The following is a 25,837-nucleotide window of genomic DNA, read 5'->3' as shown; positions in this document are numbered from 1 at the left end:
GCCCTCATGTAATTGGACGCACCGGATCCCGGTTCGGTTCCACCGCCGCGCCGGAGTCGTCGACTCCGGTCAGTGCGGCGAACTCGCCGCAGAACGACTGCATGATCTCGCTGCGCTCGGCGAAGGCATCCGTCGCGGCGCGCACTGCCGCACCCACGATCTCCTCCGACAGTCGTGCGCCCTTTCCGCCGCCGGCGCCGGCGGCGATCTCCAACTCGATGAGGGCTCCGTTGCCGTTCACCGTCACGCGCACGCGACCGTCGTCGCCGACTCCGGTCGCGCGCAGTTGCTGCAGTCTCCGGTGCACGTCCTCCAGCGCCCCCAGCTGCCGCTGCGCCCGATCGGCGACGGCGTCCATCTCGGGGTTCACCGATTCCGTCCTGCACTCGAGGCATCCGCTGCCGCCTCGGCGTTCACCAACTCCTTGCGCGACGGCAGCCCGAGCAGATCGAGTGCCTCCTCATCGACACCGCGACCCCGCAACCGGTGCCTGGCCTGCACTCCCGCTGTCGTGCTCGCGAGGGTGCACAGCGCCATGATCTCGCGCGCCAGTGCCGCCGGAGACCGCCGCATCGCCCGAGACGAAATAGTCATCCCCACCGGCAGTCCCGCGGCCGTGCACGTGACGGAGATGGCCCCGGATCTCGATGCGACAGTGGTCAGCCCCGCCGGCTCCGTGTCGGAATCCTGATGTCGATTCTCTTCTGCCATGTGACTTAGACGCGCGTGACTCGTTTTCGGTTCCATCGATTCGAACGCGGGCGTGTCTGGGTCGGCGACGTCTAACGTTCCACCCCGACCGCAGCATCGTCGCTGCGAGCGACCCGAGGGGGACACATGACACCATCCGAAGTCCAGATGAGCGACACTCCGCCCTGGCTCGACCATCAGCCGCACGAACCGCGGCCGGACATCGATCTGTCCGCGATCATCGGTCTCTCGCCGCCCATCTCCGCAGAGCACGCCTCCGCAGAGCCCGATGAGGCTGCACCGCTGCGCGCCGCACCGGAGATCGACGCGACGGTCCATCCCGCACCGATGCCGTATCCGGTGCCACCGGCACCCGCGCCGCTCGGGCCGCCCGTCAGCGGGTTCGTCCCGGCCGCACCGGCCGCACCGCTCCCGCCCGCCGGTCCAGCCCTGGATCAAGTCGCGATCCTGCGCAAGGCACGGCGTGCCCCCGTGCGCGGATGGCGGCGCGCCGTGCACGCGGTGACCGCCGGGTTGGTGAACCCCGGCGAGTCGCCCGCCGAAATCGAGTACCAGCAGCTGCTGGAACGACTCCGGCGCCCGATTCGCGGCGACTACCGTATCGCGGTGCTGTCGTTGAAGGGCGGCGTGGGCAAGACCACCACGACGATCGGACTCGGTTCCACGTTCGCATCGCTCCGCGGCGACCGGGTGATCGCGGTCGACGCCAATCCGGATCTCGGAACCCTCGCGCAGCGCATTCCGCAGCAGACCGCCTCCACGGTCCGCGACCTGCTCGCCGACACCGCGGTGCACCGGTACTCCGATGTCCGGGCGCACACCTCGCAAGCCCCCAGCCGGCTCGAAGTGCTGGCCTCAGAACGCGACCCCGCTGCCGCCGAGGCGTTCAGCGAACGGGAGTACCGCGGCGTCGTCGACATTCTCCAGCGCTTCTACAACGTGATCCTCACCGATTGCGGCACCGGAATGAGCGCCGACGCGATGCGCGGCGTCCTCGACACCGCCGACGCTCTGGTCCTGGTCTCCTCTCCCGCACTCGACGGAGCACGCAGCGCCGGTTCCACGCTGGACTGGCTGGCCGGACACGGCTACGGCCACCTCATCCCGCACAGCGTGGTGGTGCTCAGTTCATCCCGACCGGGTTCGTCGACCATCGACGTCGACCAGCTCGCACAACACTTCCTGACCCGCTGCCGGGCGGTACACACCATCGGATTCGACGATCACCTCGCCGAAGGCGCCGACATCGATCTGGAACTCCTCAGCAAGTCCACCCGCCGGTCGTTCGTCGAACTGGCCGCCACCATCGCCGACGACTTCGCCAATCCCCCGCGGCGCGGAACCGGCGGGTGACCGAGGGCGCGGCGGACTACTCCACGACCGGACCCGCACACCCGAGATCACCGGCGTCGCGGACGTCCCGCGTCCGTTCGTTGCGCGCCGCCCACTCCTCGGGCGGCGGGTAGCTCACGCTCGTCAGGCACAGGCCACGGGCCTGCGCCACGGGCACCTGCGCGGAACGTGCGCGCTCAGACAACAGCCCGGCACACCAGTCGACGCCGCGGCGACCGTCGCCGACCGAGGCCACCGCGCCCACGAGGGACCGGACCATCGACCAGCAGAAGGCGTCGGCCACCACGGTGCCGACCAGCACGTCGCCGTCTCGCCGCCAACTGAAGCGCTGGAGTTCGCGGATGGTGGTGGAGCCCGGCCGGTAGCGGCAGAAGGCCGCGAAGTCATTGAGCCCGACCAAAGCCGCCGAGGCCGCGTTCATGGCCTCGACGTCCAGGGGCCGGGTCCAATCGGCGGTGGTGCGGGCGAGGGTCGGCTCGGCGCCCCACGCGGCGTCGGTGAGCCGGTATTCGTACGTGCGCGCCAGTGCGGAGAAACGCGCATCGAAGTCTGCGGAAACGGTCTCGATCCGCTTCACCCGCACATCGTCCGGGAGCATCTTGGCGAGCCTGCGAACCAGTCGCGACGGGTCCCCGTCGATGGACCTGGTCTGCAACGACGCGACGGGGACGTCGCAGTGCGCCACCTGCCCGGCGGCGTGGACACCGGCGTCGGTCCGGCCCGCGACAGTCAGCCGAATCGGCGCGCGGAGCACGGTGCTCAGCATCTGCTCGAGACTCTCGCAGACCGTCCGTCGACCGGGCTGCGTGGCCCAGCCGGAGAAGTCGGTGCCGTCGTAGCCGATCAGCAGCCGAAGACGACACAGCCCGTCCCCATCGATGATGGGGACGGGCTGTGTCGTCATGGAGTGTCACCTCTCGCTCGGCGGCGACCGTCAGGTCACCGGCGAGCGAAGCGGCTACTGGTCCTGTGCCTCGTCGGCAGCGGCCTCGGCGGCCGGAGCCTCGTCAGCGGCTTCTGCCGGAGCAGCCTCCTCGGCCGCCTTGGCCTTGGACGCGGCGGCGCGGGTGGCACGGTTGGCCTCCGACGACGCCGTCTTCTCCTGCACCAGCTCGATCACGGCCATCGGGGCGTTGTCACCCTTGCGCGGCAGCGTCTTGATGATGCGGGTGTATCCGCCGTTGCGCTCCGCGAAGTGCGGGCCGATCTCGGCGAACAGGGTGTGAACGACATCCTTGTCGCGGATGTCCTTCATGACCTCGCGACGGTTGGCCAGCTGGCCGGCCTTCGCGTGGGTGATCAGCTTCTCGGCGTACGGACGCAGCCGCTTCGCCTTGGCTTCGGTGGTGGTGATTCGGCCGTGCTCGAAGAGAGCCGTGGCGAGGTTCGCCAGGATCGCCTTCTGGTGGCTGGCCGACCCGCCGAGGCGGGCACCCTTGGTGGGCTTGGGCATGTCTTTCTCCTAGGAGCGACTCACGATCTCGCGACCGGAAGTCCGTTGGTCTGGAAAAACCAGGTGGTTCTTTGCGAGCCCTACAGCTGCTCGGTCTCGGCGTAATCCTCGCCACCGTCGTCGCCGAACGACGCATCATCGGACCAGGTGCCGGTGGCCGGGTCGTAGCCGGCGACCTGCGACGGGTCGAAGCTCGCCGGGCTGTCCTTGAGGGCCAGACCCAGGCTGTGCAGCTTCACCTTGACCTCGTCGATCGACTTCTGGCCGAAGTTGCGGATGTCGAGCAGATCCGACTCGGTGCGCGCAACCAGCTCGCCGACGGTGTGGACACCCTCGCGCTTGAGGCAGTTGTACGAACGGACGGTCAGCTCGAGATCCTCGATCGGCAGGCTGAACGCGGCGATGTGATCCGCCTCCTGCGGCGACGGGCCGATCTCGATGCCCTCGGCCTCGACGTTGAGCTCCCGAGCCAGGCCGAAGAGCTCGACCAGGGTCTTGCCGGCCGACGCCAGGGCGTCACGCGCGGTCATGGAGTTCTTGGTCTCCACGTCGAGCACCAGCCGATCGAAGTCGGTGCGCTGCTCGACACGGGTGGCCTCGACCTTGTAGGTCACCTTCAGGACCGGCGAGTAGATCGAGTCGACCGGGATGCGGCCGATCTCGGCGCCGGTGGCCTTGTTCTGCACGGCCGGCACGTAACCGCGGCCCCGCTCGACGACCAGCTCGATCTCGAGCTTGCCCTTGTCGTTGAGGGTCGCGATGTGCAGGTCCGGGTTGTGCACGGTGACGCCGGCAGGCGGAACGATGTCCGCACCGGTGACGGTGCCCGGGCCCTGCTTACGGACGTACATGGTGACCGGCTCGTCCTCTTCGGAGCTCACGACCAGTCCCTTGAGGTTCAGGATGATGTTGGTGACATCCTCCTTCACGCCGGGAACGGTGGTGAACTCGTGCAGGACACCGTCGATGCGGATGCTGGTGACCGCCGCGCCCGGGATGGACGACAGCAGCGTGCGCCGCAGCGAGTTGCCCAAGGTGTAGCCGAAGCCCGGCTCGAGGGGTTCGATGGTGAACTTCGAGCGGTTCTCGGCGATGACCTCTTCGGACAGAGTGGGTCGCTGTGAGATGAGCATGTGGTGGGATTCTCCTTCGGCCGCCCACTATTTGACGGCGTCGAGGTGGACCGGGCAGCTGATGCTGCTCAGTAGGTTTCGCGAAAGCTCGGGTGAGACTACTTGGAGTAGTACTCGACGATGAGCTGCTCGGTGAGCGGAACCTCGATCTGTGCGCGCTCGGGCAGCGAGTGCACGAGGATGCGCAGAGTCGACGGAACCACCTGCAGCCAGGCCGGGGTCGGACGATCGCCCAGGGTCTCCTTGGCGATCTGGAACGGCGTGGTCTGCAGCGACTTCGGACGGACGTCGATGATGTCGTACTGGCTGACGCGGTAGCTGGGCACGTCCACGCGAACACCGTTCACGGTGAAGTGGCCGTGGCTGACCATCTGGCGGGCCTGACGACGAGTCCGGGCCAGTCCGGCGCGGTACACGACGTTGTCCAGACGCGACTCGAGGATCTGCAGCAGCACGTCGCCGGTCTTGCCCGAGCGACGGTTGGCTTCCTCGTAGTAGCGGCGGAACTGCTTCTCCATGACGCCGTAGGTGAAGCGGGCCTTCTGCTTCTCCTGCAGCTGGAGCAGGTACTCGGTCTCCTTGATCCGCGCGCGACCGTGCTGGCCGGGCGGGTACGGGCGACGCTCGTACGCCTGGTCTCCGCCGATCAGATCGACGCGAAGACGACGGGACTTCTTGGTTGCGGGGCCGGTATAGCGAGCCATGTTCTACTTCCTTCTGTCTCTATTCCGGGTCCCGCTAGACCCGGCGCCGCTTGGGCGGACGGCAGCCGTTGTGCGGCTGCGGGGTCACATCGGAAATGGTGCCGACCTCGAGGCCGGCGGCCTGCAGCGACCGGATGGCGGTCTCGCGACCCGAACCCGGTCCCTTGACGAACACATCGACCTTCTTGACACCGTTCTCCTGCGCCTTGCGGGCAGCGTTCTCGGCAGCGAGCTGCGCGGCGAACGGGGTGCTCTTACGCGAGCCCTTGAAGCCGACGTGGCCGGAGCTGGCCCAGCTGATCACGTTGCCCTCGGGGTCGGTGATCGAGACGATGGTGTTGTTGAACGTCGACTTGATGTGGGCGTGGCCCAGCGGAACGTTCTTCTTGTCGCGACGACGGGTGCCCTTCTTCGGGCCTGCGCTACGTGACTTGGGGGGCATTACTTCTTCTTCCCGGCGATGGTCTTCTTCGGGCCCTTACGAGTACGGGCATTGGTCTTGGTGCGCTGACCGTGGACCGGCAGGCCGCGACGGTGGCGCAGACCCTGGTAGCAGCCGATCTCGATCTTGCGACGGATGTCGGCCTGCACCTCGCGGCGCAGGTCACCCTCGACCTTGACCGAGGACTCGATGTACTCGCGGAGCTTCGCGACGTCTGCGTCGGTCAGGTCCTTGGCGCGCAGATCGGCCGAGAGGCCGGTGGCGGCGAGGATTTCCTTCGAGGTGGTGCGACCCACCCCGTAGATGTAGGTGAGCGCGATCTCCAGCCGCTTCTCGCGGGGGAGATCCACACCTGCAACACGTGCCATGTGGCGATTCCTTACATATTCAGAGGTCTGCTCCCAGCCCGCCCCGGACTCTGCGCCGGGCCCCGGCCTCTGCGCCGGGGGTCGGCATCCGCGCGTCTGCGAATGCTGGTTCTGGGAGTTCTTCGATAACGATGTTCAGTTATGTGTCTTCAAGCGACCTGAAGAAGCTGATCAGCCCTGACGCTGCTTGTGACGCAGGTTGTCGCAGATCACCATGACCCGACCGTTACGGCGGATCACCTTGCACTTCTCGCAGATCGGCTTGACGCTCGGCTTGACCTTCACGTCAGCTTCTCCCTTTGTTCTCCTGTGGCGTGCCGCCGTAGGACTCGGCAGCACGGTGTCCGGGCACCACGAAGCGACGCATCGCTCCGGCACCGCCCGTACGAGGGTTACTTGTACCGGTAGACGATGCGTCCGCGGCCGAGGTCGTAGGGCGAGAGCTCCACGACGACTCGATCCTCAGGCAGGATGCGGATGTAATGCTGCCGCATCTTGCCACTGATGTGGGCGAGGACCTTGTGTCCGTTCTCCAGCTCAATGCGGAACATCGCATTGGGCAGGGGCTCGACTACGCGTCCCTCGACCTCAATGGCCCCATCTTTCTTCGCCATATCCTCCGCGATTCTCCGGCGACCGGCCTTACCGTGTCCGCCGACTCCAGCTTCGTCTATCCGCTACGGTGGCGTTATCGAACGGTCACCCCGGTCCGGTGCTGTGAGGCACCGGGCGTGGGCATGCGTGACCGCACGACGCACCGACGATCGAGTCTACGCCAGTTGCGGCGTTCGTTCCAAACGGCGTGCCACACTGGAGGCATGCGTGCATTCCTCATCCGCAGCGCCCTGACCGGCGTGGCCCTGTGGATCGCCACCCTCATCGTCCCCGGCGTCCACTTCGAGTTCGGCGACATCGAGTCGTGGTGGGCGAAGGTCGGCATCGTCTTCTTCGTCGCGGTGGTCTTCGGGCTCGTGAACGGTTTCATCAAGCCGATCATCCAGATCCTCTCGATTCCGCTGTACATCCTCACGCTCGGCCTCATCCACATCATCATCAACGCGTTGATGCTGGAGATCACGAGCTGGCTGACCCACAACGTCTTCCACCACGGTCTCGTGGTGGACAGCTTCTTCTGGGCGGCGATCTTCGGCGCGATCGTCGTCTCGGTGGTCGGATGGCTGACGGCCATGGTGATGCGCGACAGCGTCGAGAATCTGTGAGTGAGCGCCGCACCGTGGCGGTCTGCGGCCTCGGTGAGACGTCCGCGCGCTGCCATGGACTGCGGATCGACCTCGGTGTCGCGGCGATGGGAGCCTCGGCAGGCGCCGGGGGCCAACGGCGGGTCGGCGCATCGGTGTCCGGCGTGTACGAGTTGCTCTGACATGCGGGCCGTGATCCAGCGCGTCAGTTCCGCGTCCGTCACCGTCGACGGTGAGACCGTCGGCGCCCTCGACCTGTCCGGCGGGGCACTCGGTCTGGTCGCACTGGTCGGCGTCACCCACGACGACGACCGGGCCGCCGCGGCCAAGCTCGCCGACAAGATCTGGCGTCTGCGGATCCTCGACGGAGGTGACGACCGCCGCGAGGCCTCGGCGGCGGATCTGAACGCCCCGATCCTGGTGATCAGCCAGTTCACGCTGTACGGGAACACCGACAAGGGCCGGCGACCGTCGTGGAGTGCGGCCGCCCCGGGTCCGGTCGCCGAACCACTGGTCGACGAGGTGGTCGACGCCCTGCGCGCGCTCGGCGCGACCGTCGAGACCGGACGCTTCGGCGCGCACATGCACGTCGATCTGGTCAACGACGGCCCGGTGACGCTGATCCTCGACGTCTAGATCGGCGACACCGCCCGCCGCCTCGGCTCGATCCACTCCCCCGCGGCGCTGATACGCTGACGCGGTGCCGAACCCGCTGAGCCGAACGATCACCGCCCGGCACGGTCGCCTTCTCGGCCTGGCAGTGGCGCTTCTCGCGCTGAGCACGGTCATCGGCATTCGCTGGCAGAGCTACCTGGATCTGCACGTGTACCGGATGGGCGCACGGCTGTGGCTCGACGGTCAGTCGTTGTACGGCCCCACGCCTCTGGTGGACGGGCACGCCCTGCCGTTCACCTATCCCCCGCTGGCGGCGATCGTCTTCAGTCCGCTCGCGATGCTGCCGACGTTCGCCGCGGACGCCGTGATGTTCGCGCTGACCCTCACGGCGGTCGCACTGACGCTCTGGTTGGTCCTGGCTCGGCTCGCACCGAAGCTGGACCGAATCGACCGCGCCACACTGGTGATCGGCGCAACCGCGATCGCCGAGTTCGTCGAACCGGTCAGGCAGACCTTGAGCTACGGACAGATCAACGCCGTCCTGATGGCGCTGATCGCCTTCGACGTCCTCTGCCGGAATCCGAAGTGGCCCCGCGGGCTCCTCATCGGCATCGCGGTGTCGATCAAACTCACGCCGGCAGGCTTCCTGCTCTACTTCCTCCTTCGCCGCGACTGGCGCGGGGCGGCGACGATGGTCGCGGGGACGGTCGGCGCCGTCGCCGTCGCCTGGCTCGTGATGCCCGCCGATTCGGCGAAGTACTGGTTTCACACTCTCGGCGAGACCGAACGCATCGGCGCGGCCTATTACGCGGGTAATCAGTCGATCAAGGGCGCAGTGTTCCGGTTCGGCATGAGCGACAGTGTCTCGACCGCCGCGTGGCTCGTCCTGTCGGTCGTCGCCGTCGTGCTCGCCGCGGTCTGGATGAGCCGCCTCCTGGCGGCCGGGCAGCAGGCCACCGCGCTGCTGGTCAACGCCGCAGCGGTACTGCTCGTGTCCCCGGTGAGCTGGTCGCATCACTGGACCTGGGTGGCGCCGGCGCTTCTGATCGCGGTCTACGCGATCTGGACCAGACGCTTCGGAGGGATGCTCGTGGCCGCCACCGTTCTGGCGGCGGTGATCTTCGCAGTGGGCCCGCACTGGCTCCTGCCGAGCGGTCACGACACCGAACTCGGCTGGAGTTGGTGGCAGAGCATCGTCGGCGACGCGTACGTGTGGTTCACCTTCGTCGTGCTCGCCGTCGGTGCGGCGCGCTGGCGGTCGACCGCATCGGTGGAGGTCTGCGATGCCGACGCCGGTCGCAGCGGGTGTGACGGGGGTTTCGACTCGCTGCGCTCGCTCAACCAGCAATAGGACCGCTCGCTCAACCAGCGACAGGACCGCTCGCCCAACCAGCGATAAAGACCGGAGCCGGTGCCCACCCGCCCGCTGGTTGAGCCGCGAGGCGCCCTGGCGCCGAGCGTGTCGAAACCACTGACCAGACGACTGTGCCGCCGACCCGAACGGTCGGCGGCACTGTCAGAGGTGACTACGCGTCAGGCGGGGCGCGGAGTGAGGATTCGCGGACCGTCCTCGGTGACGGCGACCGTGTGCTCCCAGTGGGCCGACCGCGAGCCGTCGTCGGTGACGACGGTCCAGTCGTCCTCGAGCACCGTGGTGTCCGCCGTGCCGAGGGTGAGCATCGGTTCGATCGCCAGAGTCGATCCGACCACGAGCCGCGGCCCGCGATTCGGCTTGCCCTCATTGGGCAGGAACGGGTCCATGTGCATCTCCCGACCGATGCCGTGTCCCCCGTATCCCGCGACGATCCCGAACTCGCGGCCGAACTTCGCGGCCGCCGCGTACGTCCCGTTCTCGATCGCGTGTGAGACGTCGGTGAGGCGGTTGCCGGGGACCATCGCAGCGATCCCCGCCTCCATCGAGAGTCGGGTCGCCTCGCTCAGTTCGGCGTCGGCGACGGAGAGTTCGCCGATGCCGAACGTCCACGCGGAGTCGCCGTGCCAGCCGTCGAGGATGGCGCCGCAGTCGATCGATACCAGATCACCCTGCTCCAGCACCACGTCCTTGGACGGAATGCCATGCACGACAACCTCGTTGACCGAGCTGCAGATGGAGCCGGGAAAGCCGTGATAGCCCTTGAAGGACGGCACCGCACCGGCTTCGCGGATCACCGATTCGGCGATCTCGTCCAGATCCAGGGTGCTCATCCCCGCGGTGGCCGCGGCCCGGACAGCGACGAGGGCGGCGCCGACCACGGCGCCCGCCGCCTCCATCGCGTCCAGCTCGCCCGCGCTCCGAAACGGAACGGCCTTCGGCTTGCGGAAACCCACCGGTGGATCAGGCCTTGCCGAGAGCCGCGAGCACGCGCTGGTGGACCTCGTCGACCGAGCCCACGGCGTCGATCTCCGTGACCTGACCGGCGTAGTGGTCGAGCAGCGGCGCGGTCTCCGCGTCGTACACGGCCATGCGGTTGCGGATGACCTCTTCGGTGTCGTCGGCGCGACCGCGGGCGAGCATCCGCTCCACCACCACGTCGGTATCGACTTTGAACGACAGCACGCCGTCGAGCTTGGTCGACAGATCGTCGAGAATGCCCTCGAGCGCGACCGCCTGCTCGGTGGAGCGCGGGAAGCCGTCGAGGATGAAGCCCTTGGCCGCGTCCGGCTCCGCGACCCGCTCGCGGACCATGTTGATGGTGATCTCCGGCGGGACCAGATTGCCCGCATCCAGGTACTTCTTGGCCTCCACGCCGATCGGGGTGCCCTGCGAGATGTTCGCGCGGAACAGGTCGCCGGTCGAGATGTGCGGAATGCCGAGGGCCTCCGACATCAGTTCGGCCTGTGTGCCTTTGCCCGCTCCGGGCGGTCCGAGGATGACGAGTCTCACTTCAGGAACCCTTCGTACTTGCGTTGCATCAACTGGCTGTTCACTTGCTTGATCGTGTCGAGGCCGACGGCCACGATGATCAGGAGCGCGGTACCGCCGAACGGGATGTTCGAGGCGCTGCCGCCGCCGATGTCCATGAACAGGTTCGGGAGGATCGAGATGATGCCCAGGTACAGCGAGCCGGGCAGCGTGATCCGGCTGAGCACGTAGCTCAGGTAGTCAGCGGTCGGCTGGCCGGGGCGGATGCCCGGGATGAAGCCGCCGTACCGCTTCATGTCGTCGGCTCGTTCTTCGGGGTTGAACGTGACGGCGACGTAGAAGTACGTGAAGAAGATGATCAGCAGGAAGTACGTGACGATGTGGAACCAGCTGGACGGGTTGATCAGGTTGTCCTGAAGCCACAGCTTCCAGCCGGCGGCCTCGCCGTCGTTGCTGTTCGTCAGCTGAATGATCAACTGCGGGATGTACAGCAACGAGGACGCGAAGATCACCGGGATGACGCCCGCGGTGTTGACCTTGATCGGCATGTACGTCGACGAACCGCCGTACATCTTGCGGCCCACCATGCGCTTGGCGTACTGAACCGGCACGCGGCGGGTGCCCTGCTCGATGAACACCACGGCCACCAGGATGAGCACGATCGCCACGCAGACGAGGCCGAAGGCCAGGCCGCCGCGCTGCTGCAGGATGGTCCGGCCCTCAGCCGGGATGCGGGCGGCGATGCCGGTGAAGATCAGCAGCGACATGCCGTTGCCGACACCGCGCTCGGTGATGAGCTCGCCGAACCACATCACCAGACAGGCGCCCGCGGTCATCACCAGGACGATGATCGACAGGCCGAAGACGCTGGTGTCGTTGAGGATTGCGTCTGCGTTGCAGTCGGCCCCGTTCGACGGCAGGAGGTTGCCGGTGGCCGCCAGCGCGACGATGCCCGTCGACTGGAGCAGTGCCAGCGCCACCGTGAGGTAGCGGGTGTACTGCGTCATCTTGGTCTGGCCGGACTGGCCTTCTTTTCGCAGCTGCTCGAACCGAGGGATGACGACGGTGAGCAGCTGAACGATGATGCTGGCCGTGATGTACGGCATGATGCCGATCGCGAACACCGACAGCTGCAGCAGTGCGCCGCCGGAGAACATGTTGATCAGCGAGTAGATCTGGCCCGAGTCGCCGCGGCTGGCCGCATCGACGCAGCTTTCGATCTCTTTGAAGTCCACGCCGGGCGACGGGAGCGTCGTGCCGAGACGGTACAGGATGAGGATGCCGAGGACATAGAAGATCTTCTTCCTCAGGTCGGGCGTCCTGAAGGTCGCCACGAGGGGGGAAAGCACTAACTCCTCCTATAGCACCGCAGACTCGGTGGGCACGTGCGCCTCATCGTGCATTGGCGGTCGACTCGGAAATGACCGGGGCGTCCTCAGCCGGACGCCCTCGGTGAAACTTTAACAGCCCCAGAACCGCCACCGGTCAGGTGAGCGGCGCAACGACTCAATAGTCGTGCGTCGCAACACCTGACCGGTTCGGCAGTTCTGCATGCGGCGAAGGCTCAGGCCTGCGTCGCGGTGCCGCCGGCAGCGGCGATCTTCTCCTTGGCGGAGCCCGTGAACTTGTCGGCGGTGATGTCGACCTTCACGGTGAGCTCACCGTCGCCCAGAACCTTCACGAGCTGGTTCTTGCGGACGGCGCCCGCGGCGACCAGATCGGCGACGCCGATGGTGCCGCCCTCCGGGAACAGCCGCGAGATGTCGCCGACGTTGACGACCTGGTACTCCACGCGGTTGCGGTTGGTGAAGCCCTTCAGCTTCGGCAGGCGCATGTGAATCGGCATCTGGCCGCCCTCGAAGCGGGCCGGAACGTTCTTGCGCGCCTTGGTGCCCTTGGTGCCGCGACCGGCGGTCTTACCCTTGGAGCCCTCACCGCGACCCACGCGGGTCTTCTCGGTCTTCGCGCCCGGAGCGGGGCGAAGGTGGTGCAGCTTGATGGTCATGACTAAACCTCTTCGACTGTCACGAGGTGACGAACCACGTTGATGAGGCCGCGGTTGATCGGGGTGTCCTCGCGGGTGACCGTCTGGCGGATGCCCTTGAGCCCAAGGGTGCGCAGGCTGTCACGCTGGTTCTTCTTGGTACCGATGGTGCCCTTGATCTGGGTGATCTTCAGCTCAGCCATGGCTTATGCTCCCTTGTTCGCTGCGGCGGCCGCGCGTGCGCGCAGCATGCCGGCGGGGGTGACCTCTTCGACGGTCAGCCCGCGACGAGCAGCGACCTCTTCAGGCTGCTGCAGCATCTTGAGTGCGGCGACCGTGGCGTGGACGACGTTGATCGCGTTGTCCGAGCCGAGGCTCTTCGCGAGAACGTCGGTGACACCGGCGCATTCCAGGACGGCACGCACGGCGCCGCCCGCGATGACACCGGTACCCGAGCTGGCCGGGCGGAGCATCACGACACCGGCTGCGGCCTCACCCTGAACCGGGTGGGTCACGGTGCCCGCGATCAGCGGGACGCGGAAGAAGTTCTTGCGAGCCTCTTCGACGCCCTTCTGGATCGCCGCCGGGACTTCCTTGGCCTTGCCGTAGCCGACGCCGACCATGCCCTGGCCGTCGCCGACCACCACGAGAGCGGTGAAGCTGAAGCGACGACCGCCCTTGACGACCTTCGACACGCGGTTGATGGTCACCACGCGCTCGAGGTGGTTCTTCTCCTCGCGCTCGCGGTTGCGGTTGTCGCGACGATCGCCGCGGCCGCGGCGCTCACCGCGGTTGTCGTTGTTGTTGTTTCCGGCGGGTCCGTTGCCGCCATCACGCTGACGTCCGGGCATCAGAGGTCGCCTCCGTTAATCATCTTGGTGGTCATCATCAGAACTGCAGTCCTCCCTCGCGGGCGGCGTCGGCCAGAGCCGCGATGCGGCCGTGGTACGCCTTGCCTCCGCGATCGAAGACGACGGCCTCGATGCCTGCAGCCTTGGCGCGGGCTGCGACGAGCTCGCCGACCTTGGCGGCCTGAGCCGACTTGTCGCCACCGGCGGCGCGCACGTCAGCCTCGATGCTGCTGGCGGCGGCCAGGGTACGACCGGTCAGGTCGTCGATGACCTGGACGTGGATGTGACGGCTGCTGCGCTTGACGGCCATGCGCGGACGCTCGGCGGTGCCGTTGATCTTCTTGCGCAGGCGGAAGTGACGACGGTTGGTCGCGGTGCGACGGCGAGTCGAGACGTCCTTGCCGATGGGCTTGCGAACGGTTGCTGTTTCACTCATGGCTTACTTACCCGTCTTTCCGACCTTGCGGCGGATCTGCTCACCCTCGTAGCGAATGCCCTTGCCCTTGTAGGGGTCCGGACGACGCAGGCGGCGGATGTTCGCCGAGATCTGGCCGACTAGCTGCTTGTCGATTCCCGAGACCGAGAACTTGGTCGGGGACTCCACCGCGAAGGTGATGCCCTCCGGAGCCTCGATCGGCACGGGGTGGCTGTAGCCGAGGGCGAACTCGAGGTCCTTGCCCTTGGCCTGGACGCGGTAACCGACACCGAAGATCTCCATCTTCGTGGTGTAACCCTGGGTCACACCGACGACGAGGTTGTTCAGCAGCGAACGGTTCAGACCGTGCAGGGCACGGTTCTCGCGGTCGTCGTTCGGCCGGGTGACGACGATGGCGTTGTCTTCCTTCGCCACCGCGATCGGCGAGGTGACCGTCAGGCTCAGTTCGCCCTTCGGGCCCTTGACCTTGACGTCCTGGCCGTCGATCGCGACGTCGACGCCGGCGGGGATTTCAATGGGATTCTTACCAATACGCGACATTCTCTACGCTCCCCTACCAGACGTAAGCGAGGACTTCGCCGCCCACGCCCTGGTTTGCTGCCTGGCGGTCGGTGAGCAGACCGGACGACGTGGAGATGATGGCCACGCCGAGGCCGCCCAGAACCTTGGGCAGGTTGGTGGACTTTGCGTACACACGCAGACCCGGCTTCGAAACGCGGCGGAGGCCGGCGATGCTGCGCTCGCGGCTGGGGCCGTACTTCAGGGTCACGGTGAGCTTCTTGCCGACCTCGGCGTCTTCGACGCGGTAGTCGGTGATGTAGCCCTCGCGCTTGAGGATCTCGGCGATGTTCACCTTGATCTTCGACGAAGGCAGCGAAACCTCGTCGTGGTACGCCGAATTGGCGTTACGCAGACGCGTCAGAAAGTCTGCGATCGGGTCAGTCATGGTCATGGTTGACCGTCAACCTTTCTCGTAGCGGTTCCCATACAGCGGTGTCACCGGCATCGCTGCCGATCAGCACTGGTGGGCCTTCCACGAAGTGGATAGTTGTGCATTGTTCAACGCCTGAAGATGCCATTGGCTTTTCACCGGCACCGTCAAGCTGTATGAAGTTGTGGGCCCTGGGGGCACACTTCACCCAGGCAACCTGAAACAGTGTAGTGAACGCGCTGGCAGAACCCAAATCGACCGCGGCGGGCCGAGAGCTCATCTCTGGCCCGCGGCGCGCGCATGTCCGGCTAGAGACTTTGGTCCTCATATCACATGGCCGTCGTACCCGGATCGTCCGGCCGTGCGTCGCGAGAATTCGGCGCCCTCCGAATTCGCCCGGCGCGGCATCACATCCCTTTTTACAGTGAGCCGTATGACAGCGTCTGACTCGGTTCAGGGCCCGGCAGCACAAGCATTGTTGGACGTCGGCCGCTTCTTCACCAAATGGGATGAGACCGACGACAGACGCGCGGTCTTCCGCGACGGCGGTCGTGCGGGCGACATCTTCTACCGCGACCGCTGGAGTCACGACAAGATCGTCCGGTCCACCCACGGGGTGAACTGCACGGGCTCGTGTTCGTGGAAGGTGTACGTCAAAGACGGCATCATCACCTGGGAGACACAGGAGACCGACTATCCGTCGGTCGGCCCCGACCGGCCGGAGTACGAGCCGCGCGGCTGTCCGCGCGGCGCCTCGTTCTCCTGGTACACCTACTCGCCCACCCGGGTCCGCCACCCCTATGCGCGCGGAGTGCTCCTGGAGATGTACCGGGAGGCCAAGCGCCGCACCGGCGATCCCGTGCTCGCGTGGGCCGACGTGGTCGGCGACCCGCTGCGCCGGCGCTCCTACCAGCGGGCTCGCGGCAAGGGCGGTCTGGTCCGCGTCACGTGGGACGAGGCGATCGAGATGGCCGCCGCGGCGCATGTCCACACCATCAAGACCTACGGCCCCGACCGCTGCGCGGGCTTCTCCCCGATCCCTGCGATGTCGATCGTGAGCCACTGCGTGGGAACGCGGTTCATACAGCTCATCGGCGGCGTGATGACCTCGTTCTACGACTGGTACGCCGACCTCCCGGTGGCCAGCCCGCAGGTGTTCGGCGACCAGACCGATGTGCCCGAGTCGGGCGACTGGTGGGACGCGTCGTACCTGATGATGTGGGGATCCAACGTCCCGGTGACCCGGACGCCCGACGCCCACTGGATGACCGAGGTCCGCTATCGCGGCACCAAGGTGGTCAGCGTCTCGCCCGACTACGCCGACAATTCCAAGTTCGCCGACGAGTGGCTGCCCGCCCAGGCCGGCACCGACGCGGCGCTCGCGATGGCGATGGGTCACGTGATCCTCAAGGAGTTCTACGTCGGCCGAGAAGGCGGACCGACCCCGTTCTTCGCCGACTTCACCCGCAAGTACACCGACCTCCCCTTCCTCATCCATCTCGACGAGCGCGACGGCACGCTGGTCCCCGGCAAGTTCGTGACCTCCGAGGAGTTGCGACCGGACCCGGCGAGCGGCCCCACCGAGGACGTCTGGAAGACGGTCCTGATTGACGACGCGACGGGCGAGCCGATGGTCCCGAACGGCACCTTGGGCGACCGGTACTCACCGTCCGGCGAAGGCCGGTGGAACCTCGATCTGGACGGTGTCACCCCACGGCTCACCCTGCTCGGCGAAACCGGCGCGGAGGCCGTCGAGGTCTCGTTCCCCTCCTTCGACGCCCCCGACGGCAGCGGCTCGGTCATCACCCGCGGAGTGCCCGCACGGCGATTCGGCGGGGGTCTGGTCACCACCGTCTACGATCTGCTGCTGGCCCAGTACGGGGTGGGCCGCGATGGCCTCCCGGGCCAGTGGCCCACCGGCTACGACGACGCCTCCAGTCCCTACACGCCCGCGTGGCAGGCCGAGATCACCAGCGTCCCAGCTGAATCCGCGATCCGTATCGCCCGGGAGTTCGCCACCAACGCCGAGGAGTCCGGCGGCCGGTCGATGATCATCATGGGTGCGGGCATCTGCCAGTGGTTCCACGGTGACGCCACCTACCGGGCGATCCTGGCCATGCTCATCCTCACCGGCTGCATGGGCCGCAACGGCGGCGGGTGGGCCCATTACGTGGGCCAGGAGAAGTGCCGTCCGATCACCGGCTGGATCTCACTCGCCAACGCCCTCGACTGGACCCGTCCCCCGCGTACCCAGCCGGGCACCTCGTACTGGTACATGCACACCGACCAGTGGCGCAACGACGGCTACTCCACGTCGGCCCTGACCTCACCGCTGTCATCGGGCACGCTCGACGGAATGCACACCGCCGACGCCATCGCGCAGTCGGCGCGGCTGGGATGGATGCCCTTCTATCCGCAGTTCTCCGACAACCCGCTCGACGTGGCCGACGCCGCCCGCTCGGCGGTCGAGTCGGGAGACGCGACCGATCCCGCGTCGTACGTGGCCGGGAAGCTGGTCGACGGCGGGCTGACGCCGGCGATCAGCGACGTCGACGCACCTGAGAACTGGCCGCGCACGCTGGTGCTGTGGCGGTCGAATCTGCTCGGCTCGTCGGCCAAGGGCGACGAGTACTTCCTGCGCCACCTGCTCGGCACCCATCACAACGTGCTCGGCAGCGAGAATCCCGAGGCCCCGAGGCCCCGGGAGGTGAAGTGGCACGAGCAGGCGCCCGAGGGCAAGCTCGACCTGCTGCTGTCTGCTGATTTCCGCATGACGTCGACGACGCTGTTGAGCGACATCGTGCTGCCCGCAGCGACCTGGTACGAGAAGCACGACCTCAGCTCCACCGACATGCACCCGTTCGTCCACGCCTTCAGTCCGGCGATCGATCCGCCGTGGGAGGCCAAGAGCGACTTCGACTTGTTCCACCTGCTGGCCGCAGAGTTGTCCCGGCAGGCGCGGACCCACCTGGGCACCCGCTACGACCTCGTCGCCACCGCCGCCCAGCACGACACCCCCGGCGAGACCGCGCAGCCGCACGGCCGGGTGGTGGACTGGCGCGACGGCGCACCGGCGATGCCCGGCGCGAACATGCCCTCGTTCCAGGTGGTGGAACGCGACTACACGGCCATCGCCGACAAGCTGGCCACCGTGGGGCCGCTCGCCGACAAGCTGGGCTTCACCGTCAAGGACGTCAACTACGACATCGCCTCGCAGATCCCCAAACTGGCGGCGTCCAACGGAGTGATGCCGCCCCGGCCCGGCGACGGCGCGAGCGGGCCGGACTTCGACCGACCGGGCGTCGGACGTCCCGCCATCGACACCGACGCCAAGCTCGCCGAAGCGATCTTGACCTTCTCCGGTACCACCAACGGCGAACTGGCCGTGGACGGCTTCACCAAACTCGAACGCCGCGTCGGCAAGCGCCTCGCCGATCTCGCGGAGGGTTCGGAGGAGAAGCGCATCACCTTCGCCGACACGCAGTCGGCACCGGTGCCGGTCATCACCTCACCCGAGTGGTCGGGTTCGGAGAGCGGCGGACGACGGTACGCGCCGTTCACCGTGAACATCGAGCGCGACAAACCCTTCCACACGCTCACCGGGCGTCTGCACTTCTACCTCGACCACGACTGGATGCTCGACATCGGGGAGGCGCTGCCGATCTACCGGCCGCCCCTCGACATGCATCGGTTGTTCGGCGAACCGAAGCTCGGCCCCGACGGCAGCAAGCAGATCACCGTCCGCTACCTCACGCCGCACAACAAGTGGTCGATCCACTCCGAGTACCAGGACAACCTGTTCATGCTCTCGCTCTCGCGCGGCGGTCCCACCGCGTGGCTGTCGCCGGAGGACGCGGCGTCGATCGATGTGCACGACAACGACTGGATCGAGTGCGTCAACGCCAACGGCGTCTACGTCGCACGCGCCATCGTCAGCCACCGCATGCCGGTCGGGGTCTGCTACGTCCACCACGCCCAGGAGCGGACCATCGACGTCCCGAAGTCGGAGGCCACGGGCCGCCGCGGCGGCATCCACAACTCCGCGACCCGTCTGCTGGTGAAGCCCTCACATCTGATCGGCGGCTACGCGCAGCTGACGTACGCGTTCAACTACCTCGGGCCGACTGGCAATCAACGCGACATCGTCTCGACCATCCGCAAGCGCAGCCAGGAGGTGACCTACTGATGCGAGTCATGGCTCAGGTCGGGATGGTGATGAATCTCGACAAGTGCATCGGCTGTCACACGTGCTCGGTCACGTGCAAGCAGGCGTGGACCAACCGTGCGGGCACCGAGTACGTGTGGTTCAACAACGTCGAGACCCGTCCCGGCCAGGGATATCCGCGGCGGTACGAGGACCAGGAGCAGTGGAAGGGCGGATGGCACCTCAATAAGAAGGGCGATCTGCGGCTCCGCACCGGCGGGCGCCTGCAGAAGCTCTTCACCATCTTCCACAGCCCGGTCCAGCCCACGCTGAGCGACTACTACGAGCCGTGGACCTACGACTACGAGACGCTGGTGAACGCCCCGCTGGGAGACGACTTCCCGGTCGCACGGCCGAAGTCGCTGATCACCGGTGAGGACACCAAGGTCACGTGGTCGGCCAACTGGGACGACAACCTGGGCGGGTCGACGGAGTACGGCGATCTGGACCCGATCGTCGAGAAGATCCGCAAGGAGTCGGAGGAGAAGATCCAGTTCTCCTTCGAGCAGACCTTCATGTTCTATCTTCCGCGCATCTGCGAGCACTGCCTCAATCCGGCGTGCATGGCGTCGTGCCCGTCCGGTGCGATCTACAAACGCGAGGAGGACGGCATCGTCCTGGTGGACCAGGACCGCTGCCGCGGCTGGCGCCAGTGCATCACCGGCTGCCCGTACAAGAAGATCTATTTCAACCACCGCTCGGGCAAGGCGGAGAAGTGCACGCTGTGCTATCCGCGCATCGAGGTGGGTCAGCCCACGGTGTGCTCGGAGACCTGCGTCGGACGGCTCCGGTACCTCGGCATCTTCCTCTACGACGCCGACGCCGTGACCGCGGCGGCGTCGGTTCCCGACGACAAGGACCTCTACGAGGCCCAACTCGATCTGATGCTCGACCCCGACGATCCGGAGGTGATCGCGCAGGCCCGCGCCGCGGGGATCCCCGACGACTGGATGGACGCCGCGCGCCGGTCGCCGGTGTACGCGCTCGCGAAGAAGTACCGGGTGGCACTGCCCCTGCATCCGGAGTACCGGACGATGCCGATGGTCTGGTACATCCCGCCGCTGTCGCCGATCGTCGACCTGCTGTCGGAGCAGGGACACGACGGCGAGGATCACGGCAATCTCTTCGGCGCCATCGACTCTCTGCGCATCCCCGTGGAGTATCTCGCGGAACTGTTCACCGCGGGCGACACCGGCGTCGTCGAGGACGTGCTCCGGAAACTGGCCGCCATGCGCGCGTACATGCGCGACGTCAACCTCGGCCGTGAGACCAACCCGCTCATCCCGGGCTCGGTCGGCATGACCGAGGAATCGGTCTACGAGATGTACCGGCTTCTGGCGATCGCCAAGTACGACGAGCGCTACGTGATTCCGACCGCCCATCACGAGCAGGCCGTCAAGCTCGACGAGATGGCCTGCTCCCTCGATCAGGAGGGCGGACCCGGCATGTACGAGTCCGGTTCCTTCGGCGAGGCCAGCGGCCGGCCGATCCCGGTGTCGGTGGAGACCTTCCAGGCGCTCAAGCAGCGGCAGACCACGGACATGCCCGCCGGGGACGCGACTCTGCGCGGTCGGACCAACCTGTTGAACTGGGACGGAAACGGCGTCCCGGAGGGCATGTTCCCGCAGCAGTCCGCCGAACACGGGTCCGGATCATGAGGCTGCTGCCCCGCCGACGTGCCGCCGCGCGCACCGATGCCCGCGTGGTGCATCAGATCGCCGCGTGGAGTCTCGGCTACCCCGACGCCGAGTTCTTCGGCCGCATCGACCTGATGAGGTCGGCGCTCGACGAGACGGCCGCGGGTGAGTCCGCCGACGCCCTGCGCGGGTTCCTCGATCACGCCGCATCGGCCGACCCCTCGCAACTCGCGCAGCACTACACCGACGTCTTCGATCTCTCGCGCAAGCAGACGCTGTACCTGTCCTACTGGTCGGCCGGCGACACACGGCGTCGCGGATCGGTTCTCACCGACTTCAAACAGCTCTACCGCGACAGCGGATTCGTGGTGGATCTGCACGGCGAACTGCCCGACCACCTGCCGGTGGTCCTGGAGTTCGCGGCGCTCGCGGACCCCGAACGCGGCGTTCAGGTCCTGACCGAGAACCGTCCGTCCCTCGAATTGATCCGCCTGTCGCTGGTCGACGCCGGCTCCCCGTACGCGGACGTTCTGGCGGCGGTGTGCGCGACACTGCCCGGACAGTCGCCGCCCGACCGCGCATCCGCACTCGCGATGGCCGGTCCCGAGCGCGCCGTCGAGACCGTCGGCCTCGAGCCGTACGACGCGCGACTGCTTCCCCTGTTCACCACCGACGACTTCACCAGCAACGGTTTCACCGACTCCGGCGAAGAGGCATACCGATGAACATCTTTCTGTGGGGCGTCCTACCGTACATCGCGCTGATCAGCGTGATCGGCGGAACCATCTGGCGGTACCGGTACGACAAGTTCGGCTGGACCACCCGCTCGTCGGAGCTCTACGAGTCCCGGCTGCTGCGGTTCGGTTCGCCGCTGTTCCACTACGGGATCCTCGCGGTGATCGCCGGCCACGCCATCGGTCTGGTGATCCCGCAGTCATGGACCGACGCGGTCGGGATCACCGAGACGATGTACCACTGGGTGGCGGCGGTCGGCGGCATCATCGCCGCCGCCGCGACGCTGCTCGGGGTGGGCATCCTCATCTATCGCAGGCGCACCACCGGTCCGGTCTTCATGGCGACGACGCGCAACGACAAGCTGATGTACGCGGTCCTGGTCGCGGCGCTGATCGCGGGCAGCTACATCACCCTCGTCGGCATGATCGATCCCCACGGCGAGGGCGTGAACTACCGCGAGACCGTCTCCCCGTGGTTCCGCTCGGTCTTCTACTTCCAGCCCGACATCTCCTCGATGGAGGCGGCCCCACTGCGCTTCCACATCCACGTCGTGATCGGCATGGTCATGTTCATGCTGGTGCCGTTCACGCGGCTGGTCCACATCTTCACCGCTCCCATCCACTACCTGTTCCGCCCGTACATCGTCTACCGCAGCAAAGACACGCGCCCGGCCCCGGGCAACGCGCCGAGCCGCCGCGGCTGGGCTCCCATCGGTGTGAAGGACCGTGACTGAATGACCGCGCCCGTGACAATCGACAAATCGGCCCAGACCCGCAATCTCGTTCTCGCCACCGTCGCCTTCGCGATCAGCTTCTGGGCCTGGAACCTGATCGCTCCGCTGGGCGTGTTCTACGCCGGACCGAACGAACTCGATCTCGACTCCACGCAGAAGTCCGTGCTCGTCGCGGTGCCGATCCTCGTCGGCTCCCTCGGCCGGATCGTCGTCGGCGTGCTGACGCCCCGCTACGGCGGCCGCATCATGTTCACCGCGCTGCTGCTGATCTCGGCGCCCTTCGTGATTCTGGTGGCGGTGGCCGGTGAGCTGAAGTCGTACCCGATGTTGCTGGTGATCGGCTTCTTCCTCGGCATCGCGGGCACCACCTTCGCCGTCGGCATCCCGTTCCTGAACAGCTGGTACGAACCCAGTCGCCGCGGTTTCGCGACCGGCGTCTTCGGCGCCGGGATGGGCGGGACGGCGCTCTCGGCGTTCTTCACGCCGCGGTTCCGCGAATGGTTCGGCTACTTCCCCACGCACATCATCATCGCGGTGGCGCTGGTGGTGGTCGCGGTGGCCTGCTGGATGTTCATGCGCGAGGCCCCGGCGTGGGAGCCGAACACCGAGTCGGCGGTGCCGAAGCTCGTCGGCGCTCTCAAGCTGCCGATCACCTGGCAGATGTCCTTCCTGTATGCGGCGGCGTTCGGCGGATTCGTCGCCTTCTCCACCTACCTGCCGACGTACTTGAACGACGTCTACGACATCACCGACCTGAAGTCGGCCGGCGCCCGCACCGCCGGATTCGCCATCGCAGCGGTGGTGATGCGACCGGTCGGCGGTGCACTCTCCGACAAGTTCGGGCCGCGGATCATCACCGCGATCTCGTGCGGCGGCGCCGCAGTGCTGGCCGTGTGGATGATGACCAAGCCCGACCTCGGCAGCGGGCTGGCCGCGGTCGACTTCATCCTGATGGCGATGATGATGGGCATGGGATCGGGTTCGGTCTTCGCCTGGGTGTCGCTGGCCTCACCGCCCGCACGCGTGGGCGCGGTCACCGGCCTGGTCGGTGCGGCGGGTGGCCTCGGCGGCTTCTTCCCGCCGTTGGTGATGGGCGCGACCTACAACGCGGTGGAGCACTCGTACACGATCGGCCTCGGGCTCCTGGTGGCCTTCGCGGCGGCGGCGTGTCTGTTCACCGTCTTCGGCATCCCGAAGAGTGAGGCCGAGCGTGAGCGGGCGGAGGCGGCGGCATGAGCGCGGTGTCGTTACCCGAAGTGGTCGAGGAACTCCTGTCCGAGGCGCGCGAAGCGCACTCCGGCCGCGCCGGACGCACGGTGCGCGGTCACAGCGACCACCGGCTGCGGCACACCGTGATCGCGCTTCGCGCCGGCGCCGAACTGTCCGACCACGAGAGTCCCGGCGAGGCGACCCTCCAGGTCCTCCATGGCCGCGTTCGGCTGACCTGTGAGGACGGCGACTGGGAAGGGGGCGCCGGCGCCCTCACCGATATTCCCCCGACCCGGCACGGACTGGTCGCCGACGACGACTCAGCGGTCCTGCTGACCGTCGCCCTGCGCTGACCTCGGCGGGCCGGCGGAGATTTCGGCTCCCGGACGGGGCTCACAGCCCCGTCCGGGAGCCGAAATCTCATCGGGCGTGCGCAAGCGCCGAACCCGCATCCCGGTCGGGGTGAACCACGCCTGTTCTCCGACACCCGGCGGCACCACACCCACCGGAGTCTGCGCCACCAGACCTCCGTCGCTCTCGACGAGTACCCGGCCCGCGTGCACCGACACCGAACGCACCCGGCTCCGGACCGCGCCCGACGTCCGGGACACCGTGACCTCGTGCGGAACCACGATCCCGAACGCCCGGGCCCCGTCCGCGACGTCCTCGACCGCGACCGCCGGCAGCACATCGTCCCCGGTCACCAGGGCGCCCTCACTCCAGACGCCGTGCACCACCGCGTATCCAGCCAGGGCTGCGCTGAACGGATGAGCCGGCGCCGCGGCCATCTGCGCCGGCGTCGTCTCCTCGACGACGGTGCCCGACTCGATCACCAGACACCGGCTCGCCCACTGCCACGCGTCCGCCAACTCGTGTGTCACCAGGACGCTGGTGGTCGCCGTGCGCGCGAGCTCGTCGGAGAGCATCCGCCGGATCTGCGGAGCGCTGGCCGCATCGAGCGCGGCGAAGGGCTCATCGAGCAGCAGCACCTCGGGTTCGGCGGCGAGCGCGCGGGCGATCGCGACCCGCTGCTGCTGGCCGCCCGAGAGGCGATGCGGCTTCCACCCGCCCGCATCGGGCAGACCGATCCGATCGAGCCAGCCCTCAGCGACCGCGCGCGCCTGCCGCCGGGATCGGCCCTGGGCACGCGGCCCGAAGGCCAGATTGTCGACGACCGACAGGTGCGGGAAGAGCCGGGGCTTCTGCTCGAGCAAGGTCACTCTGCGCTGCTCGGGCGGGACGTGGCCGCGGCCGTCGAGGACTCGTCCACCCAGGCGGATCTCGCCCGCGGTCGGCCGGATGAGACCCGCCAGCGCGCCCAGGAGCGTCGACTTGCCCGCACCGTTCGGTCCCAGTACCGCCAGGCACTCCCCGCCCGGCACCTCGAACGCGGCCGAGACGGTGAACTGCGCTCGGCGGATCTCGATGCGCGCGGTGAGCGGCTGCCCGCTCACCGGACCGCGTCCGTTCGCCACGACCGCAGCCCGAGCACGATCACCGCGGTACTCACCAGCAACAGCAACGAGAGCGCGACCGCCGAATCCTGCGTGACGCCCACCCCGTTGAAGGCGGTGTAGATGGCCAGAGGCATGGTCCGGGTGACGCCCGGAGAGTTCCCCGCGAACAGTGCCGTCGCCCCGAACTCGCCGAGCGCGCGTGCGAAGGCGAGCGCCGCACCGGCGGCCAGACCCGGCAGCACGAGCGGAAGCGTGATCCGCGACAGCACGCGCCAACGGCCGGCTCCGAGGGTCGAGGCGATCTGCTCGTAGCCGTCGCCTGCGGTTCGCAGCGCACCCTCGACCGCGATGACGTAGAACGGCATGGCGACGAAAGTCTGCGCCACCACCACCGCGGCGGTGGTGTACGGCAGGCTGTAGCCCGTCGCCTCGAACACCGGCTTGCCGACCAGCCCCGACCGACCCAGCAACGACAGCAGCGCCAGTCCGCCGACCATCGGCGGCAGCACCAGGGGGATCAGGACCGTCGCGCGCAGCACCGACGCCCAGCGCTGCGGCGCGCGGGCGATCACCACGGCCAGCGGGGTGCCGATCACAGCGCACGCGGCGGTCGCACAGGCCGCGGTGACCAGCGACAGCCACAGTGCCGTCAGCGATGCCGACGAGAAGAGGTCGGCGCCGAGCGTCTCCCACCGCACCCGCGAGATCAACCCGACGATGGGCGCGACCAACAGAGCCAGCGCGACCAGCGCGGGCACGTACAGCGCCTTCGGCAGCATCACCGGGGCCTCGGTGGCGACGTGGCGGCCTCGGGCCGGG

The 25,837-nt window shown here is 67.5% G+C and carries 32 protein-coding genes; 11 read left to right on the top strand and 21 right to left on the bottom strand.

What is annotated here, in order from left to right:
• Positions 1–4 precede the first annotated feature (4 nt).
• Together ACE11G_RS04065 and ACE11G_RS04060 are read right to left on the bottom strand one after the other, a co-directional pair.
• The gene (locus ACE11G_RS04065) at positions 5–370 is read right to left on the bottom strand and encodes a YbaB/EbfC family nucleoid-associated protein (protein WP_006895574.1); all 366 of its coding nucleotides are present in this window, start codon (positions 368–370) and stop codon (positions 5–7) included.
• Entirely contained in the window at positions 367–594 is a 228-nt protein-coding gene (locus ACE11G_RS04060; protein ID WP_231650027.1) for a hypothetical protein, read from the bottom strand. Before ACE11G_RS04060 ends, ACE11G_RS04065 begins: the two co-directional genes overlap by 4 nt.
• Before the next feature lie 243 nt (positions 595–837).
• Between ACE11G_RS04060 and ACE11G_RS04055 the strand changes: the two genes are divergently transcribed.
• Positions 838–2,064, top strand: a complete 1,227-nt coding sequence (locus ACE11G_RS04055) for an AAA family ATPase (protein WP_375003763.1) — start codon at positions 838–840, stop codon at positions 2,062–2,064.
• A gap of 16 nt (positions 2,065–2,080) precedes the next feature.
• Here ACE11G_RS04055 and truA read toward each other — a convergent pair whose 3' ends face one another.
• The 8 genes from truA to infA all read right to left on the bottom strand — a co-directional run bounded on the left by truA (position 2,081) and on the right by infA (position 6,778).
• Positions 2,081–2,968 carry a tRNA pseudouridine(38-40) synthase TruA gene (gene truA / locus ACE11G_RS04050; RefSeq protein ID WP_062365878.1) on the bottom strand — a complete coding sequence of 296 codons (888 nt, stop codon included), beginning with the start codon at positions 2,966–2,968 and terminating at the stop codon, positions 2,081–2,083.
• Between the two features lie 54 nt (positions 2,969–3,022).
• Positions 3,023–3,517: a 50S ribosomal protein L17 gene (gene rplQ, locus ACE11G_RS04045; protein WP_045537180.1), complete on the bottom strand. Its 495-nt coding sequence runs from the start codon at positions 3,515–3,517 to the stop codon at positions 3,023–3,025.
• Between the two features lie 80 nt (positions 3,518–3,597).
• The gene (locus tag ACE11G_RS04040; protein WP_006895579.1) at positions 3,598–4,650 is read right to left on the bottom strand and encodes a DNA-directed RNA polymerase subunit alpha; all 1,053 of its coding nucleotides are present in this window, start codon (positions 4,648–4,650) and stop codon (positions 3,598–3,600) included.
• 98 nt (positions 4,651–4,748) lie between these two features.
• On the bottom strand, positions 4,749–5,354 hold the full coding sequence (gene rpsD, locus ACE11G_RS04035; RefSeq protein WP_006895580.1) for a 30S ribosomal protein S4: 606 nt from the start codon (positions 5,352–5,354) through the stop codon (positions 4,749–4,751).
• Positions 5,355–5,388: 34 nt separating this feature from the next.
• Positions 5,389–5,796 (bottom strand): 30S ribosomal protein S11, encoded by a 408-nt coding sequence (gene rpsK / locus ACE11G_RS04030; RefSeq protein WP_006895581.1) that lies wholly within the window; start codon positions 5,794–5,796, stop codon positions 5,389–5,391.
• Complete coding sequence (rpsM, locus tag ACE11G_RS04025) at positions 5,796–6,164, bottom strand: 30S ribosomal protein S13 (RefSeq protein ID WP_006895582.1); 369 nt, start codon at positions 6,162–6,164, stop codon at positions 5,796–5,798. The genes rpsK and rpsM overlap by 1 nt, the downstream gene beginning before the upstream one ends.
• 171 nt (positions 6,165–6,335) lie before the next feature.
• Positions 6,336–6,449 (bottom strand): 50S ribosomal protein L36, encoded by a 114-nt coding sequence (gene rpmJ, locus ACE11G_RS04020; RefSeq protein WP_009679193.1) that lies wholly within the window; start codon positions 6,447–6,449, stop codon positions 6,336–6,338.
• A gap of 107 nt (positions 6,450–6,556) precedes the next feature.
• Positions 6,557–6,778, bottom strand: a complete 222-nt coding sequence (infA, locus tag ACE11G_RS04015; RefSeq protein ID WP_005187701.1) for a translation initiation factor IF-1 — start codon at positions 6,776–6,778, stop codon at positions 6,557–6,559.
• A 204-nt stretch (positions 6,779–6,982) separates the two neighbouring features.
• Here infA and ACE11G_RS04010 point away from each other — a divergent pair, with 204 nt between their 5' ends.
• From ACE11G_RS04010 to ACE11G_RS03995, 4 genes are all read left to right on the top strand, one after another.
• On the top strand, positions 6,983–7,384 hold the full coding sequence (locus ACE11G_RS04010) for a phage holin family protein (protein ID WP_045537174.1): 402 nt from the start codon (positions 6,983–6,985) through the stop codon (positions 7,382–7,384).
• Positions 7,381–7,545, top strand: a complete 165-nt coding sequence (locus tag ACE11G_RS04005; protein WP_156150438.1) for a hypothetical protein — start codon at positions 7,381–7,383, stop codon at positions 7,543–7,545. The genes ACE11G_RS04010 and ACE11G_RS04005 overlap by 4 nt, the downstream gene beginning before the upstream one ends.
• A gap of 1 nt (position 7,546) precedes the next feature.
• Entirely contained in the window at positions 7,547–7,999 is a 453-nt protein-coding gene (gene dtd, locus ACE11G_RS04000) for a D-aminoacyl-tRNA deacylase (RefSeq protein ID WP_006895584.1), read from the top strand.
• Positions 8,000–8,063: 64 nt separating this feature from the next.
• Complete coding sequence (locus ACE11G_RS03995; protein ID WP_006895585.1) at positions 8,064–9,329, top strand: glycosyltransferase 87 family protein; 1,266 nt, start codon at positions 8,064–8,066, stop codon at positions 9,327–9,329.
• A 182-nt stretch (positions 9,330–9,511) separates the two neighbouring features.
• Here the strand turns inward: ACE11G_RS03995 and map are convergent, their stop codons facing one another.
• The 9 genes from map to rpsH all read right to left on the bottom strand — a co-directional run bounded on the left by map (position 9,512) and on the right by rpsH (position 15,064).
• Entirely contained in the window at positions 9,512–10,306 is a 795-nt protein-coding gene (gene map, locus ACE11G_RS03990) for a type I methionyl aminopeptidase (RefSeq protein WP_006895586.1), read from the bottom strand.
• 7 nt (positions 10,307–10,313) lie between these two features.
• Complete coding sequence (locus ACE11G_RS03985) at positions 10,314–10,862, bottom strand: adenylate kinase (RefSeq protein WP_006895587.1); 549 nt, start codon at positions 10,860–10,862, stop codon at positions 10,314–10,316.
• Positions 10,859–12,190 carry a preprotein translocase subunit SecY gene (secY, locus tag ACE11G_RS03980; RefSeq protein WP_006895588.1) on the bottom strand — a complete coding sequence of 444 codons (1,332 nt, stop codon included), beginning with the start codon at positions 12,188–12,190 and terminating at the stop codon, positions 10,859–10,861. The genes ACE11G_RS03985 and secY overlap by 4 nt, the downstream gene beginning before the upstream one ends.
• Before the next feature lie 215 nt (positions 12,191–12,405).
• The gene (gene rplO / locus ACE11G_RS03975) at positions 12,406–12,846 is read right to left on the bottom strand and encodes a 50S ribosomal protein L15 (RefSeq protein WP_006895589.1); all 441 of its coding nucleotides are present in this window, start codon (positions 12,844–12,846) and stop codon (positions 12,406–12,408) included.
• Between the two features lie 2 nt (positions 12,847–12,848).
• Entirely contained in the window at positions 12,849–13,028 is a 180-nt protein-coding gene (gene rpmD, locus ACE11G_RS03970; protein WP_006895590.1) for a 50S ribosomal protein L30, read from the bottom strand.
• Positions 13,029–13,031: 3 nt separating this feature from the next.
• Entirely contained in the window at positions 13,032–13,676 is a 645-nt protein-coding gene (gene rpsE, locus ACE11G_RS03965; protein ID WP_006895591.1) for a 30S ribosomal protein S5, read from the bottom strand.
• 37 nt (positions 13,677–13,713) lie between these two features.
• Complete coding sequence (rplR, locus tag ACE11G_RS03960) at positions 13,714–14,112, bottom strand: 50S ribosomal protein L18 (protein ID WP_006895592.1); 399 nt, start codon at positions 14,110–14,112, stop codon at positions 13,714–13,716.
• A gap of 3 nt (positions 14,113–14,115) precedes the next feature.
• On the bottom strand, positions 14,116–14,652 hold the full coding sequence (gene rplF, locus ACE11G_RS03955) for a 50S ribosomal protein L6 (RefSeq protein WP_045537169.1): 537 nt from the start codon (positions 14,650–14,652) through the stop codon (positions 14,116–14,118).
• A 13-nt stretch (positions 14,653–14,665) separates the two neighbouring features.
• Positions 14,666–15,064, bottom strand: coding sequence for a 30S ribosomal protein S8 (gene rpsH, locus ACE11G_RS03950; protein ID WP_006895594.1), 399 nt, complete (start codon positions 15,062–15,064; stop codon positions 14,666–14,668).
• Between the two features lie 412 nt (positions 15,065–15,476).
• On the opposite strand from rpsH, the gene ACE11G_RS03945 reads away from it, so the two are divergent.
• Genes ACE11G_RS03945 through ACE11G_RS03920 form a run of 6 tightly spaced genes read left to right on the top strand, consistent with a single transcriptional unit; the run spans position 15,477 to position 23,914 of the window.
• Entirely contained in the window at positions 15,477–19,229 is a 3,753-nt protein-coding gene (locus ACE11G_RS03945) for a nitrate reductase subunit alpha (RefSeq protein ID WP_045537167.1), read from the top strand.
• Positions 19,229–20,905, top strand: a complete 1,677-nt coding sequence (gene narH / locus ACE11G_RS03940; RefSeq protein WP_062365880.1) for a nitrate reductase subunit beta — start codon at positions 19,229–19,231, stop codon at positions 20,903–20,905. Before ACE11G_RS03945 ends, narH begins: the two co-directional genes overlap by 1 nt.
• Positions 20,902–21,609, top strand: a complete 708-nt coding sequence (gene narJ / locus ACE11G_RS03935; protein ID WP_045537163.1) for a nitrate reductase molybdenum cofactor assembly chaperone — start codon at positions 20,902–20,904, stop codon at positions 21,607–21,609. The genes narH and narJ overlap by 4 nt, the downstream gene beginning before the upstream one ends.
• Complete coding sequence (narI, locus tag ACE11G_RS03930) at positions 21,606–22,352, top strand: respiratory nitrate reductase subunit gamma (RefSeq protein WP_045537162.1); 747 nt, start codon at positions 21,606–21,608, stop codon at positions 22,350–22,352. The genes narJ and narI overlap by 4 nt, the downstream gene beginning before the upstream one ends.
• On the top strand, positions 22,353–23,588 hold the full coding sequence (locus ACE11G_RS03925; RefSeq protein ID WP_062365881.1) for an MFS transporter: 1,236 nt from the start codon (positions 22,353–22,355) through the stop codon (positions 23,586–23,588).
• Complete coding sequence (locus ACE11G_RS03920; protein ID WP_006895600.1) at positions 23,585–23,914, top strand: cupin domain-containing protein; 330 nt, start codon at positions 23,585–23,587, stop codon at positions 23,912–23,914. The genes ACE11G_RS03925 and ACE11G_RS03920 overlap by 4 nt, the downstream gene beginning before the upstream one ends.
• On the opposite strand, the gene ACE11G_RS03915 is transcribed toward ACE11G_RS03920, so the two are convergent.
• Complete coding sequence (locus tag ACE11G_RS03915) at positions 23,882–25,015, bottom strand: sulfate/molybdate ABC transporter ATP-binding protein (RefSeq protein ID WP_375003752.1); 1,134 nt, start codon at positions 25,013–25,015, stop codon at positions 23,882–23,884. The genes ACE11G_RS03920 and ACE11G_RS03915 overlap by 33 nt on opposite strands.
• Positions 25,012–25,797 (bottom strand): ABC transporter permease, encoded by a 786-nt coding sequence (locus ACE11G_RS03910; protein WP_045537156.1) that lies wholly within the window; start codon positions 25,795–25,797, stop codon positions 25,012–25,014. The genes ACE11G_RS03915 and ACE11G_RS03910 overlap by 4 nt, the downstream gene beginning before the upstream one ends.
• Positions 25,798–25,837: the final 40 nt, after the last annotated feature.

The organism is Gordonia sp. PS3 (assembly GCF_041950545.1).
Taxonomy (GTDB): Bacteria; Actinomycetota; Actinomycetes; order Mycobacteriales; family Mycobacteriaceae; genus Gordonia; species Gordonia sihwensis.
This window is presented reverse-complemented; position numbering and strand designations above follow the sequence as displayed.